Here is a 14,174-nt window from a genome sequence, read left to right on the forward strand (position 1 = left end):
TACTCCTATTGTGACTTTTGTATAGAGTGCTTTTTATGGAAAGTTTCCAAAAATGAACGTTCCAAATACTCTATATCAAAGCGGTTTTCTAAAAATGCTTCATCTTGTAAAATGGCTTCTTGAAAGGTAATGTTTGTATCAATACCTTCAATAAATAATTCACTTAATGCACGCTGCATTTTTCGAATAGCTTTTTCTCTCGTATCATCTTTTACGATAATTTTAGCAACCATGGCATCATAAAATGGTGGAATTGTATACTCTTGATACATCGCTGTTTCAACACGCAATCCATTGCATCCACTTGGAAGGTTTAAAAAAGTTAAAGTACCACAACTTGGCATAAAATGTTTACTCGGATTTTCAGCATTGATACGACACTCAATCGTATGTCCTGTCAATGCAACATCTTTTTGTTGGACAGTTAACATCTCTCCACCTGCAATACGTAATTGCCATTTAACAATATCTATATCTGTTGCCATTTCAGTAACAGGATGTTCCACTTGAATGCGCGTATTCATTTCCATAAAATAATAATTTTTTTCTTCATCTACTAAAAATTCAATGGTTCCCGCATTCTCATAGCCAACATAAGTAGCAGCTTTCACAGCACTTTCACCCATTTTTTCTCGAAGCATAGCGTCTAAATAAGGTGACGGACTTTCTTCTAATACTTTTTGATGATGACGTTGTAAGGAACAATCACGCTCTCCTAAATGAATGACATGTCCATGTTTATCAGCTAAAATCTGAATTTCTATATGTCTAGCTGGAGAAATAATTTTTTCAAGGTACATTCGATTATCGCCAAACGCAGCAAGAGCTTCTGCTTGTGCTGTTTGAAATGCTGAAACTAATTCATCAGATGTATACACTTTACGCATTCCTTTTCCACCACCGCCTGAAACAGCTTTTAGCATAATAGGATAGCCAATTTCATTTGCCCAATGAAGTGCATCCTCAGTATTCACTAAAGATTTTGGACTACCCGGAATAACAGGAACACCTGCTTTTTGCATTGCTTCTCTAGCATTTGCTTTATTCCCCATTAAGTCAATAACCGATGCTGCTGGACCAATAAAAACAATATTCAATTCTTGACACATTTTAGCAAAATCAGCATTTTCAGACAAAAATCCAAAACCTGGATGAATGGCATCTGCACCAGTGACAATCGCCGCACTCAAAATGGCTACTTTATTTAAATAAGATTCACTAGATTTTGCATTTCCCACACAAATTGCTTCATTTGCCAACATAACATGTAAGGCATCTGTATCTGCTTTTGAGTAAATCGCAACTGTTTCAATACCTAGTTCATGGCAAGCACGGATAATTCGTACAGCAATTTCACCACGATTGGCAATCAATACTTTTTTTATCATACCTTACCGTCCAATAATAAATGTCATTTCTGCTTCACATACTTTTTTATCGCCAACAAAGGCTTGTCCAAAGCCAATACCTGCGTAAGATTTTAATTTAACAATATCTACTTGTAGACGCAACACGTCACCTGGTACAACTTTTTGTCTAAATTTGACTTTATTTAACCCACCTAAATAAGCTGTTTGTCCTTTAAATTCCTCTTTTTGTAATAGCGGAATTGACCCAGCTTGTGCCAATGCTTCTACAATGAAGACACCCGGTAAAACAGGTTCTCCTGGAAAATGCCCTTGAAAAACTTGTTCATTTATTGTTACATTTTTTGTACAAACAACACGTTCTCCTGGAATAAGTTCATCAACACGATCAATGAAAAAAATAGGAAAACGATTTGGAATAATATCCATTACTTCTTGTGCTGTTAAGACTGTCATATTCTTACTCCTTATAAAATTCTAAATAGAGGTTGCCCAAATTCAACAATTTGTTGATTATCTACCATTATCTCTGTGACAACACCTGCAACGTCACTTTTAATTTCATTCATAATTTTCATTGCTTCAACGATACACAATACATCACCAACAGCAACTGTATCACCAACTTGTTTAAAAGGGGATAAATCTGGTGCTGGAGATAAATAAGCAACACCGACTAATGGACTTTCAATAATATTTCCTTGAGAAATAGCTTGTGTTGGTATCGTTTCATCATTTGTCACCACAGATATTTCTTGTTTGCTATCAGTTTGTGTTTGACTATGTGACAATGGTGCATGTACTAAATCTGCTTGCTCTCTTTTAGATAAAGTGATGTGCATATCGTCTGTTTTGATGTCAACATACATCATCTCTGATTGATTCACTAATTGAATTAACTCTTTTATCTTTTCAAAACTCATCATGAATACTCTCCGATGCTTTTATTTTATCTCCCACTTTTTAAAACACAATACGGCATTATGTCCACCAAAACCTAATGAGTTACTGATAGCATAGTGTGCATCACATGCACGTGCCTTATTTGGAATATAGTCTAAATCGCATAATGCATCTGCTTCTTGATAATTAGCTGTTGGTGGCAATATACCTTCTTGCAATGCTTTGACACATGCGATGGCTTCCACAGCACCAGCTCCCCCTAGTAAATGTCCTGTCATACTTTTTGTACTTGAAATCGCCAATTTATAGGCATGCTCTTTAAAAGCATATTTAATAGCCGTGGTTTCAGCACTATCATTTGTCGGTGTACTTGTTCCATGCGCATTTACATAGTCGATATCACAAGGTTGAATACCGGCTTCTTCTATTGCTAATAACATTGCTTTTCCAGCACCACTACCGTCAGGTGTTGGCGCCGTCATGTGATAAGCATCTGCATTGCTACCATATCCAACCACTTCAGCATAGATAGTTGCGCCACGTTTTTGAGCATGCTCTAAACTTTCTAATATTAAAATGCCGGCTCCTTCTCCCATAATGAAACCGTTTCTTTCTTTATCAAAAGGTATAGATGCTCTATCTGGATTTTCACTTGTTGATAAAGCTGTTAAAGCCGCAAAACCTGCAATCCCAATTTCACAAATTGTTCCTTCACTACCACCAGCAATGATAATATCCGAATATCCATGTTTAATATGACGGTATGCTTCACCAATAGCATTTGTTGAAGATGCACATGCTGTAACAATATCTAAGCAGATTCCTTTAGCACCATATTTTATAGCAACATTTCCTGAAGCCATATTGCCAATTGTTAGTGGAACGAATAATGGTGGAACACGTTTAGCACCTTTTTCATGCATTTTAATAATGCCTGCTTCCATGTCATCTAATCCACCAATACCAGAACTAATCATAACACCTACTCTATCAACATTCGTTTGTTGTGATAAATCGCTTAAACCTGCACTAGATAATGCTTCTGCAGTTGCCGCAATCGCATATTGAGAAAAAAGAGCCATACGTTTATATTCTTTTCTATCCATTGTTAAACTAGGATCAAATGCTTTCACTTCTGCAGCTAATGTAACACCTGTTTGACTCGCATCAAATTTTGTAATAGGTGCAATCCCATGTTTTCCCTCTTTTAAATTTCCCCAATACGTTTCCACATCATTTCCTAGGGGTGTAATTGCCCCTAGACCAGTGACTACAACTCGATTCATATTCCTTCTCCTATTTCCTTTGATATTCAAAGTATTTAATTGTATTACATGTACATACCGCCATTAACGGATAACACTTGTCCAGTTACATAACTTGCTTTAGCTAAATAAACAGCAGCTTGTGCAACTTCTTGTGCTTGTCCAATTCGTTTTAACGGAATAGTATCTATCATTGCTTTTTTTACATCTTCATTTAAAATATCTGTCATATCTGTATCAATATAACCGGGAGCAATTACATTACATGTAATACCACGAGGTGCTACTTCTTTAGCAACAGCTTTAGACAAACCAATAATACCTGCTTTTGATGCTGCATAATTTACTTGTCCAATATTACCTGCTAATCCAACAACGCTAGAAACATTGATAATACTACCAGAACGTTGCTTTAATAAAATTGGTACAGCATGTCTTATCATATTGAAGGTACCTTTTAAATTGATATTTAATACATTATCAAAGTCTTCTTCACTCATACGTAATAATAACTGGTCTTTTGTAATTCCTGCATTATTCACTAAAACATCTAATGAACCAAATGTTTCATGAGCTGTTTTTATCATTTCTTTTGCTTGATCAAATTGGCTTACATCTCCTAATACAACGGCACATTGAACACCGTAAGACGTTATTTCTGAAATAACATCCTCCGATACATGAGAACGTGCATTCAAAATAATATTAGCACCTTCTTTTGCAAAAGAAATGGCAATTTCTTTACCAATTCCTCGTGAACTACCTGTAATAAATACTGTTTTTCCTTTCAATGACTTCACTCCTCTAACGCATGAATAGCATGTTCAAATGATAATACATCTTCAACATTCATCACATGAACATTTTTATCAATTTTTTTAATAAATTTACTTAATATTTTTTTAGGACCAATTTCCACAAATGTTGTCGCACCTAAACGTATCATTTCTTGAATGGAGTCTTGAAAATAAACAGGATTTTCTATTTGTTTTGTTAAAACATCTGGAATAGAGAAAGAACGTATATCTTTAGCATACGTATTACAAATAACTGGTATAATCGGTTCATGAAATACTTCTTTTTCTAAAAATGGGCGTAATAAAACAGAGGCTTCATGCATCAGTTTTGTATGGAATGCACCACTCACAGATAAAGGTAAGTATTTCATCCCTCTTTCCGTTAAAAGTTGTTCCATAAGTAGAATACCTTTTTCTTCTCCAGAAATAACAATTTGTCCTGGCATATTATAATTTGCCGGAGCAACATAATAGGTACTTGTGTCACAAACTTGTTTGCATAGTGCTTCAAGTTCTTCACGTGGCATATTCATTACGGCAAGCATTTTAGACACTGTTTGTTGACTGACTTGCTCCATAAATTGAGCTCTTTTTTGTAAAAGTAACAATGCCTTTTCAAATGATAAAGTATTCGCACAAACTAAAGCACTGTATTCACCTAAACTTAGTCCTGCAACGATATTTGGTTGAATACCGTGACTAGAGAATAAGTGTGTTATTGCAACACTCATTGTGAAAATTGCTGGTTGTGTATAATAGGTTTGATTTAATTGTTCTTTTGTTAAAGATAAAATATCATAACCTAATAAGTCTTTAGCTTTATCATATATTTCTTTTACTTGTGGATATTTTTCATATAAGGTAGATCCCATTTTTTCATATTGAGCTCCTTGTCCACTAAAAACAAATGCTAATGTCATATTATTTACTCCAATACTCAATTTGTTTTTGAATAGTTTCTGAACATTCCCGCATATAATCTTGAATAATATCATGACATGTCTGTTCTTTAGAAATTAGACCAGCAATTTGCCCTGCCATCATAGATCCTCTTATTTTATCTCCCTCTACAACAGCACGTCTTAGTGCACCTCGTGCCATATTTTCTAAACGTTCAAAGTCAGGACTCTCTTTGCTTGTTTCTTCTTTTTCTGCTTGTAAATATTCTCTTGTTAATTTATTACGTAACACACGAACAGGATGTCCCGTTAATTGCCCTGTAATAACTGTATCAATATCTTTTGCTTTTAAAATGGCTTGCTTAAAATTGGCATGAGCATTCGATTCTTTTGCGACAACAAATCGTGTTCCAACTTGTATACCACTTGCTCCTAACATGTAGGCTGCTGCCATACCTCTACCGTCGCCAATACCTCCAGCAGCAATGACTGGTACACTCACAGCATCGACAACTTGTGGTAATAGTGCCATTGTTGTCGATTTTCCAATATGGCCACCTGCTTCCATTCCTTCAACGATAATAGCATCTGCTCCGTCGTTTTCCATACGTCTAGCAAGTGCAACAGACGCAACAACTGGAATAACAATAATACCCGCAGCTTTAAATTTATCCATATATTTTCCAGGACTACCTGCTCCTGTTGTGACAACTTTTACACCAGATTGACATACCACATCAACAACCTCTTGTACATGAGGATTTAATAACATAATGTTCACACCAAATGGTTTTGTCGTTTTTGCTTTTATATCAGCTATTTTTTCGGCAACAATCTCAGGGGTATCATGTCCTGTTCCAACAATGCCCAATCCTCCTGCATTTGATACAGCACTCGCTAAATCAGCATCAGCTACCCAAGCCATTGCACCTTGAAAAATAGGATATTGAATATTTAAAAGTTTGCATAAATGACTTTGCATATAACGCTCCATATATTTTGATATTCAAAGTATCTGTATAAAAATTCTTGTATTATCGTCAAATAACACGATATAACAAAGAACTTATTAGTTATTTAATTGTTCTTCAACATAAGCAACTAAATCAGATACTGTTTCAATATTTTCATCTGTATCAATTTTAACATCAAATGTGTCTTCAATATCGTTGATAACTTGGAATAAATCTAAACTATCTGCATCTAAATCTGATTTAAAGTTTGTTTCTAATGTTACTTCATCTTTTTCTTTATCTAATTGCTCCACAATAATATCTTGAATTTTTTCAAATGTTGTTGTCATAATGTATTCCTCCAAATTTATATATTTATAATAAGTGTTCCCCATGTTAAACCTCCACCAAAACCAGTCATCATAACTGTTTTCGTACCGTCTAAACAAATATGTCTAGTTTGACATAATTCATCTAATAAAATCGGAATACTTGCCGAAGATGTATTACCAAGACGGGAAATATTCATTGGAAATTTTTCAATGGGTTGTTTTAATTTTTTTGCAAATATGTCAATCATTCGTGCATTCGCTTGATGACACACATAATAATCAATCATGTCTGGCTTTAAAGACGTTTGTTGTAATGCATCTAGCATCTCTATTGGAACTTGTTTCGTTGCAAAATTAAAAATAGCTCTTCCGTCCATATCTAGTGCATGATGTTTACTGTCAATCGTACATAACGCATTTTGCACAGGCTGCTCTTTTGCTGTTAGTGCTTTATAATGTGAGCCATCACTATTTAAGGAGGCGTACATAATACTATTTTGACTGTCTTTTTTCAAAATCACACAGCCTGCACCGTCACCAAATAGAACACTCGTTTTTCTATCAGACCAATCGACCATTTTAGACATCACTTCTGCTCCAATGACCATACCATATTCACAAGATTGTGTATGAAACATACTGTCTGCAATCGTGAGTGCATAAATAAATCCACTGCACGCTGCACTTACATCAAAAGCAAATGCATTGATAGCACCTATTTTTTCTTGAATTAAACAGGCTGTACTTGGACTTATAAAATCAGGGCTCATTGTCGCAACAATAATAAATCCAATCTCTTCAGGTGAAATATCTACTTTTTCCAAAGCGTTAAGAGCAGCTTTAGCTCCTAAATCTGATGTGTTCTCATCTGTTGCAATATGTCGTTTTTGAATACCTGTTCGCTTATAAATCCATTCATCACTTGTATCAAGAAAGTTTGTCAAATCGTCATTTGATAAACTTGTTTTTGGTAAATAGGAACCTGTTGCAATAAGTCTTGTTCCCATATTATTTTTTTGAGTGTAACTGTTCTTGTTGCTTGTTTTGTAAAAAGTGATGTAAGTTTTCAAGTCCCATTTTTAAGATTTTGACATCTTCTGAATTCATACCTTTTAATGTTTCTTTTACCATTTCACGATGAAATTTGTCGTGTAAACGATAAAGCAACTTACCTTTTTTTGTTAAACCTAAACGAACAATGCGTTTATCTTTATCACGTCGAATACGCTCCACATAGCCTTTTCTTACTAGTGCATGAATGGCCACTGTTAACGTCCCAACCGTAATATTGAGTTTATTAGCTACTTCCGTAGATGTTGGTTCATCATATAATGTAATTGCTTCAATGGTATGCATTTCTTTAATGGATAAATCTGAAAATTGGCTCGTTTTTAATGCCGTTTCTTCAATGTTTAAAATTTCATTAAAGACTTTGACAAGATAACTATTGATTACATCTGTTTCAGTCAACTCAAATACTCCTTTACTCATGATATATCATACCAAATACTTTGAAACTCAAAGTTATTTGATGTTCAAAGTATATTAAAAAATAATCTATCTGTCAACAAAAAATATATTACATATAAAATAGTAAATATATTAATTGAGTTAGAAATCATCTATTCACATCATTATCAGATATATTCAATATTTTCAATAAATACTCTGTATAATTTTCATCACAAAATACTTTCTTAAAATCATCTTTTAATTGTTGTCCTCTACTTTCAAAATATTCATCAACATTTTCAGATGGATTTCTAAATATTTCATTTAAATAAAAATAATATTCTTTATTTTTTTTCATTAGTTCTCTCTTTTTAGAAAATTCCGCTATTTTATATTCCTCTAATCCATTTAAATCCCTAGATATTATCGTCAAATTAGATAAACGATTATCCTTTTTCTTAGCTTTAGAAACAATATGTTCTATTTCCCATTTATATGCATTAGAATCTGATTTTAATATTTCACTAAAATCTATTGTTGCATTACCATAATATTTTTCAAGTGTAATTAGAACAAATCTTGTAAAACGTTTGTTCTTTATTTTATAAAAATTACTTACTCTATCAATTTTTTCTATATAAAATTTCAATTTAATGACATCACTACCAGGTATTTGTCTTGTTGTATTAAAAAAATCTTTCCAAACACGTTCACCATATATTGATATAAAATTATTTTTAAATTTATTTTCCATTTATATTCACCTCATATAATAGATACACATACTTTAGATAAATTTTGAATATTTATAAATGATATAATATAACAGTACTATATATCTTTTTAGATAAAATGTATAGATAGTAAATAATATTCCACAAAAAATATATCTATAGTTCATATCAACTAACACTATTTTTTATTGATACTTACTCTGATTTATGCTGATACACAGAAAATGTTGCATCTAGTAAAGTCTTTGTATAAGGATGTTGTGCTAAATGTAATTCACTACTCTTTAAAATTTCCACAATCTCACCTTGATACATCACAAGTATTCTATCTGTCATTTGTTTCACAACAGCTAAATCATGACTAATAAAAATACTTGCCATTTGATACATTTGATGCAGTTGTTTGAGTAAATCTAAAATATTCTTTTGAACAGAAACATCTAAAGCACTCGTTGCCTCATCATAAATAACAATATCTGGATGAATAGAAATAGCTCTAGCAATCACAACTCTTTGGAGCTGTCCTCCACTAAGTTCATGAGGAAATGCCTCTAAATAGGATTCATCTAATCCAACAGAGGTTAATAATGTCTTTGCTGTTTGCTTTGCTTCTTCTCGGGTTTGAATACCATAATTGACTAAACTTTCAGATAGAAATGTACCAATACGCATTCTTGGACTAAATGCAGCTAAAGGATTTTGAAAAACCATTTGAATATGTTGACGATACTCTCGCATTTGTTTAGCATTAAACGTTGTCACATCTTTATTCTTATACCATATTTGTCCTTTTGTCACTGAATGTAAACCGAGTAGCACTTTTGCCAATGTACTTTTACCACTGCCACTTTCACCAACAATTCCTAGACATTCATTTTGATGTAAAGAAAAAGATATTTGTTTTAAAGCGGTATAATCCTGTTTGTTTTTAAATATTTTATCAACATTTTCAACACGTAAAATCATATCTTTATCCATTCTCTACCTCACTCAAACTTGGTGTTGCCTCAATTAAAGCTTTCGTATACGCTTCTTTTGGTCGATAAATAATATCATCTCTATTTCCATACTCGATAATTCGTCCGTCTTTCATCACAGCTATTTTATCACTCAAATAAGACGCAACACTCATATTATGCGTGACCATTAAAATAGCTGTTTCCTCTTTGGATAATTGAATAAAATGTTTCACAATATCTGCTTGTGTCGTTACATCTAAGGCACTCGTTGGTTCATCTGCCAATAATAATTTTGGTTTAAATGTTGTTGCCATAGCAATAGACACACGTTGCTGCATGCCTCCACTTAATTCAAATGGATAAGCATTTAATACTCTATCTACATCGCATAAATGTACTTTTTCTAACATCATTTTCTGTATGTGTTTTTGCTCTTGTTTATCTATTACACCGTGCAAACATAAATATTGTTCATATTGTTTACCTATTTTTTTCATCGGATTGAAAAAAGCACCCGGATTTTGAAAAATCATCGTCATATCTTTTCGATTCACACGATACATTGTTTTATTTTCATGGAGAGGTGTTTCTTCTAAATAAATCGTGCCCGTTTCTATTGTAGCCGTTGAATTTAATAAACCGGAAATCGCACTTAATAAAGTGCTTTTACCACTACCACTTTCACCAACGACTGTTAAAATCTCTCCTTTTTTCAACGATAAATTCACATGCTGTACGACACATTTTTCACCATAGTAAATAGACAGATTTTCTATTGACATAACATTTTTACACATAATATCCCTCTAATAATAGAATAGAGCTGAGAATCTCAGCCCTATTATTTATTCAACTGTTAAATCTTTCGTAATGAAGTAATAATCAATTGGGAAAGACACAACATTTTTCACTTTTTTAGTAGCAACTGAATTTGTAATACCTGTTGTTAAATAAATATTCGCAACATCTTTATTTAAAATTTGTTGACCTTGAATGGTTAATTCAACACGTTTTTGTTGATCAAATTCTGTTACCAATTCTTCAACAATTTTATCAAATTCTGGATTAGAGTAACTTCCAAAATTGTCTGTTCCATGTGTTGAGTAGTTTTGTTCCATAAAGCGTTTTGAATCACCAGTTGTTGCTGTAATGTAACTGAACAAGAAAATATCAAAGTCTTTCGCAACTTTAGATTCATTGATGTTTTCTGTTAAGTTAATATTCAATGCAATACCCACTTCTTTTAATTGTGATTGTAAAACTTCTGCCAAAGGCGATGCTTGCGCAAGGGACAATGTAAAGGCTAATTTTTTACCATCTTTTTCTAAAATGCCATCTGATCCTGCAACAAAACCAGCTTTTGCTAATAAATCTTTTGCTTTTTCAGAATCATACGATTGTTTATCAATTTTATCGTATCCATAACCTGCGCTTCGTGGGAAAGCTGCTCCAACAGCTTCTCCGCGTACAATTTTGGCTAATTTTTCTCTATCAATCGCATACGCCATTGCTTGTCGAATCTCTTTATCTTTTAAAAACGCATTTTTATGATTTAATGCCATATAATAAACGCGTAATGACGGAACTTCTAAAATTTGGAAGTCAGCATTTTTAGATAATTGTTCCAAACCAACGCCACTTATTTTTTGAGCAATTTGAACATCTCCTGATTGTAATGCTAATAAACGTGTATCGTCATCTTCAATATTACGAACAGTTAATGTATCTAATCCCGGTTTACCATTCCAATAATGTTCATTCGCAACTAATTCAATTTGTTCTTCTTTTTTCAATTCTTTAACAGCATAAGGTCCAGTTGTCACTGGTTTTGTTGCGATGCTTTCTTCTGGTTGAGATGTATCAATAATCGTAAACAATGGCTCTGTTAAGTTTGCTAACAATGAACCATAAGGCTCTGTTGTATGATAAAGTACATATTCTCCGTCAACTTCAATCTTATCTAATTTGGCATTACTTTTTGCACGCTCATCTTTTGAAATAACACGTTCAATACTTTTCTTCACATCTTCTGGTGTCATTACTTTTCCATTACTAAATTTAACACCTTGTCGAATGTGGAATTTCCAAGTTTTCTCATTCACAACTTCCCATTTATCTGCTAGTTGTGGCTCAAATTTCATGTGTTCATTGACTGTCACTAATGTTTCTGCTGCACCAATACGAGATAAAGTCCACGCATTCCATCCATTTGCTGGATCTAAATCATCTCCAAACCAATATAGTGCTGCTGTTAAATGTTTTGCTTCTTTTGTTTCGGCTTTTTCTTCCATTTTAGATGTTCCACACCCTACTAAAACGAATAATAAAGCAATCAAGATACTCCATTTAGATGTAAATTTTTTCAATGACATTTTTTTCTTCCTTTTTTCTTTTATATTTTCTTTTGGATCAAGAATTTCTCTTAAACTATCTCCCAATAAACTAAATAAAATTACACTTATAAAAATGGCTAATCCGGGAAAGACTAATAGCCACGGTGCATGTTGAATATATGGTTTTCCTTCACTCAACATATATCCCCACTCTGGATGAGGAGGTTGTGCTCCTAACCCTAATAAAGATAAACTTGATAGAGTGAGTAATTTCTCACTAAAATCTTGTGTTAATAAAACAAGTATATGCGGCATAATATTAGGTAATAAGTAGGTGAAAAACAATTTTGGTGTTTTGGCACCTCCTAATTTAGCTTCTTCAATAAATTCAGCATGTTTTAAAGATAAAATCATAGCACGTACAACACGAGCATAAGCTACCCACCCCGTCACACTAATTGCCACAATAATATTGACTGTACCTGTTCCTAATACACTAACAATCACAATCGTAAAAATCATACTTGGAAATGCTAAAATCATATCAGATAATCGCATCACAACGGTATCTACCCATTTATATGATAAAGCACATATAACCCCTAGTAACATACCTATTACAGCAACAAAACACACAATCGCAATGGCTGTCACTAATGACGTCATCCCACCATACAAAACACGAGAAAAAACATCTCTACCTAAATGATCTGTTCCCATTAAAAATGATGTGTTTGGCGATTGTAAAATATGTTCATAAAACAAATCATATGGACTATAAGGTGCTATGTATGGAGCTAAACAAATAATACCGAATAAGCAGATAATACCACTAATACATATAATAAATTGTTTATTCTTTAAGGCTCTTTTAATATACATTAAATATCCTCCAATCGAACACGAGGATTTAATACATGATACAATAAATCAACGATTAAATTGATACTGACAAAAATAATCGACATCCACAATACATAGCCTTGAATAATTGGATAATCTCTATTTTTAATAGCTTCCATGACTAAACGACCGACGCCTTGCCAACCAAAAATCGTTTCAATAATGACGGTACCACCTAATAAAGCACCAATGGTCATCCCAAAATTTGTTAGAACTGGTAATAACGCATTGGGTAAAATCTCTTTTAACATAATATGTCGATAAGAAAAACCTAATGATTTCAAACCTTTTACATAATCTTTTTGATGTTCTTCTAATATTTGATTGCGAATCTGCCTTGTATAAACAGCAATCATCCATATAGATAAGGTCAACATAGGCAAAATAAGATGTCTAAACGTACCATATCCTGACACAGGTAATAATTGAAAGGACACAGAAAATGTATAAATCAAAATGAGTGCTACCCAAAAACTAGGCATCGCAACACCCAAAAACGAAAAAAAACGTATCAGATAATCTATCCATTTTCTTTCATAAATAGCAGATACTATCCCCAAAAATAGACTAGATATTGCAGAAACAAACGTAGTTGCTGAAACTAATACAAGCGTATTCGGAATTGTTTCCTTTAATTTGTCTGATACTGGTTTTTGATAACGATAAGACATTCCTAAATCACCTTTAGAAATATTCGATAACCAACTAATATACTGTTCTAAAAAAGATTTATTTAAACCTAATTTTTCTTTCTCTTTTTCAATAACTGACTTATCTACTTGTTGTTGCATGTTTTCATACTTCATTGTAATAGGATCTGATGCAATGACATTCATCAGTGAAAAAGTTATGAAAGATATGCCAAACATCACAAAAACAAGTTGTATCAATCTTTTCCAAATAACTTTCTTCATATTAAAACGATACTCATCATCCTTTCTTTAAAGTAAACAATCGTAAACACTTCTATTTACAACTATATTCTACATCATTAAGATTTGAATATCAATATAAAAATAGACTTTATTACGTTTTACGAAAGAAAATAATTTATCGAAAAACACTCATTTTCATTGATATAATTAGATCTTTTAATATCATTTAAATTTTTCAAGAAAAAGAAAACGATATAAATCGAAATAAACTTTTTATCATAATACATAAAATGATACATCTATTAGTCTATAAATAAATCATGTTGGTGGAGCTATCCACCAACATGATTTATTATAGAGCCTAATTTAAAAGGTGTTGATAGCTTCCTTTCGGAAGGCTAT

15 protein-coding genes are annotated in these 14,174 nt (G+C 32.8%); all 15 read right to left on the reverse strand.

Annotation, left to right across the window (positions count from 1 at the left end; genetic code table 11):
- Positions 1-5: 5 nt before the first annotated feature.
- Positions 6-1,388 (reverse strand): acetyl-CoA carboxylase biotin carboxylase subunit, encoded by a 1,383-nt coding sequence (gene accC, locus H1220_04645; protein ID QMI85038.1) that lies wholly within the window; start codon positions 1,386-1,388, stop codon positions 6-8.
- A gap of 3 nt (positions 1,389-1,391) precedes the next feature.
- Complete coding sequence (gene fabZ, locus H1220_04650) at positions 1,392-1,823, reverse strand: 3-hydroxyacyl-ACP dehydratase FabZ (GenBank protein ID QMI85039.1); 432 nt, start codon at positions 1,821-1,823, stop codon at positions 1,392-1,394.
- 11 nt (positions 1,824-1,834) lie between these two features.
- Positions 1,835-2,293: an acetyl-CoA carboxylase biotin carboxyl carrier protein gene (gene accB, locus H1220_04655; GenBank protein QMI85040.1), complete on the reverse strand. Its 459-nt coding sequence runs from the start codon at positions 2,291-2,293 to the stop codon at positions 1,835-1,837.
- Between the two features lie 18 nt (positions 2,294-2,311).
- Complete coding sequence (gene fabF / locus H1220_04660; protein QMI85041.1) at positions 2,312-3,556, reverse strand: beta-ketoacyl-ACP synthase II; 1,245 nt, start codon at positions 3,554-3,556, stop codon at positions 2,312-2,314.
- Positions 3,557-3,600: 44 nt separating this feature from the next.
- The gene (gene fabG / locus H1220_04665) at positions 3,601-4,335 is read right to left on the reverse strand and encodes a 3-oxoacyl-[acyl-carrier-protein] reductase (protein QMI85042.1); all 735 of its coding nucleotides are present in this window, start codon (positions 4,333-4,335) and stop codon (positions 3,601-3,603) included.
- On the reverse strand, positions 4,332-5,252 hold the full coding sequence (gene fabD, locus H1220_04670; protein QMI85043.1) for an ACP S-malonyltransferase: 921 nt from the start codon (positions 5,250-5,252) through the stop codon (positions 4,332-4,334). Before fabD ends, fabG begins: the two co-directional genes overlap by 4 nt.
- A gap of 1 nt (position 5,253) precedes the next feature.
- Complete coding sequence (gene fabK / locus H1220_04675) at positions 5,254-6,213, reverse strand: enoyl-[acyl-carrier-protein] reductase FabK (GenBank protein QMI85044.1); 960 nt, start codon at positions 6,211-6,213, stop codon at positions 5,254-5,256.
- An 87-nt stretch (positions 6,214-6,300) separates the two neighbouring features.
- Positions 6,301-6,579, reverse strand: coding sequence for an acyl carrier protein (locus tag H1220_04680; protein QMI85045.1), 279 nt, complete (start codon positions 6,577-6,579; stop codon positions 6,301-6,303).
- Positions 6,552-7,523, reverse strand: a complete 972-nt coding sequence (locus H1220_04685) for a ketoacyl-ACP synthase III (protein QMI85046.1) — start codon at positions 7,521-7,523, stop codon at positions 6,552-6,554. The genes H1220_04680 and H1220_04685 overlap by 28 nt, the downstream gene beginning before the upstream one ends.
- A 1-nt stretch (position 7,524) precedes the next feature.
- Positions 7,525-8,007 (reverse strand): MarR family transcriptional regulator, encoded by a 483-nt coding sequence (locus H1220_04690; GenBank protein ID QMI85047.1) that lies wholly within the window; start codon positions 8,005-8,007, stop codon positions 7,525-7,527.
- Between the two features lie 127 nt (positions 8,008-8,134).
- Positions 8,135-8,722 carry a hypothetical protein gene (locus H1220_04695; GenBank protein ID QMI85048.1) on the reverse strand — a complete coding sequence of 196 codons (588 nt, stop codon included), beginning with the start codon at positions 8,720-8,722 and terminating at the stop codon, positions 8,135-8,137.
- Between the two features lie 175 nt (positions 8,723-8,897).
- Positions 8,898-9,680, reverse strand: coding sequence for an ABC transporter ATP-binding protein (locus H1220_04700; protein QMI85049.1), 783 nt, complete (start codon positions 9,678-9,680; stop codon positions 8,898-8,900).
- The gene (locus H1220_04705) at positions 9,673-10,458 is read right to left on the reverse strand and encodes an ABC transporter ATP-binding protein (GenBank protein ID QMI85050.1); all 786 of its coding nucleotides are present in this window, start codon (positions 10,456-10,458) and stop codon (positions 9,673-9,675) included. The genes H1220_04700 and H1220_04705 overlap by 8 nt, the downstream gene beginning before the upstream one ends.
- A 48-nt stretch (positions 10,459-10,506) precedes the next feature.
- Positions 10,507-12,876, reverse strand: coding sequence for an ABC transporter permease subunit (locus tag H1220_04710; GenBank protein ID QMI85051.1), 2,370 nt, complete (start codon positions 12,874-12,876; stop codon positions 10,507-10,509).
- The gene (locus H1220_04715; protein QMI85052.1) at positions 12,876-13,811 is read right to left on the reverse strand and encodes an ABC transporter permease; all 936 of its coding nucleotides are present in this window, start codon (positions 13,809-13,811) and stop codon (positions 12,876-12,878) included. Before H1220_04715 ends, H1220_04710 begins: the two co-directional genes overlap by 1 nt.
- Positions 13,812-14,174 lie beyond the last annotated feature (363 nt).

The sequence above is a fragment of the Carnobacteriaceae bacterium zg-84 genome (genome assembly GCA_013874835.1).
Taxonomy (GTDB): domain Bacteria; phylum Bacillota; class Bacilli; order Lactobacillales; family Aerococcaceae; genus WM01.

Bases quoted from the DNA above. Each gene is read 5' to 3' on its own strand.
- H1220_04705 (QMI85050.1), bottom strand. From the start codon at position 10,458: ATGTGTAAAAATGTTATGTCAATAGAAAATCTGTCTATTTACTATGGT.
- fabK (QMI85044.1), bottom strand. From the start codon at position 6,213: ATGCAAAGTCATTTATGCAAACTTTTAAATATTCAATATCCTATTTTT.
- H1220_04710 (QMI85051.1), bottom strand. From the start codon at position 12,876: ATGTATATTAAAAGAGCCTTAAAGAATAAACAATTTATTATATGTATT.
- accC (QMI85038.1), bottom strand. From the start codon at position 1,388: ATGATAAAAAAAGTATTGATTGCCAATCGTGGTGAAATTGCTGTACGA.
- H1220_04700 (QMI85049.1), bottom strand. From the start codon at position 9,680: ATGGATAAAGATATGATTTTACGTGTTGAAAATGTTGATAAAATATTT.
- H1220_04685 (QMI85046.1), bottom strand. From the start codon at position 7,523: ATGGGAACAAGACTTATTGCAACAGGTTCCTATTTACCAAAAACAAGT.
- H1220_04715 (QMI85052.1), bottom strand. From the start codon at position 13,811: ATGAAGAAAGTTATTTGGAAAAGATTGATACAACTTGTTTTTGTGATG.
- fabZ (QMI85039.1), bottom strand. From the start codon at position 1,823: ATGACAGTCTTAACAGCACAAGAAGTAATGGATATTATTCCAAATCGT.
- H1220_04690 (QMI85047.1), bottom strand. From the start codon at position 8,007: ATGAGTAAAGGAGTATTTGAGTTGACTGAAACAGATGTAATCAATAGT.
- H1220_04695 (QMI85048.1), bottom strand. From the start codon at position 8,722: ATGGAAAATAAATTTAAAAATAATTTTATATCAATATATGGTGAACGT.
- accB (QMI85040.1), bottom strand. From the start codon at position 2,293: ATGATGAGTTTTGAAAAGATAAAAGAGTTAATTCAATTAGTGAATCAA.
- fabF (QMI85041.1), bottom strand. From the start codon at position 3,556: ATGAATCGAGTTGTAGTCACTGGTCTAGGGGCAATTACACCCCTAGGA.
- fabD (QMI85043.1), bottom strand. From the start codon at position 5,252: ATGACATTAGCATTTGTTTTTAGTGGACAAGGAGCTCAATATGAAAAA.
- H1220_04680 (QMI85045.1), bottom strand. From the start codon at position 6,579: ATGGGGAACACTTATTATAAATATATAAATTTGGAGGAATACATTATG.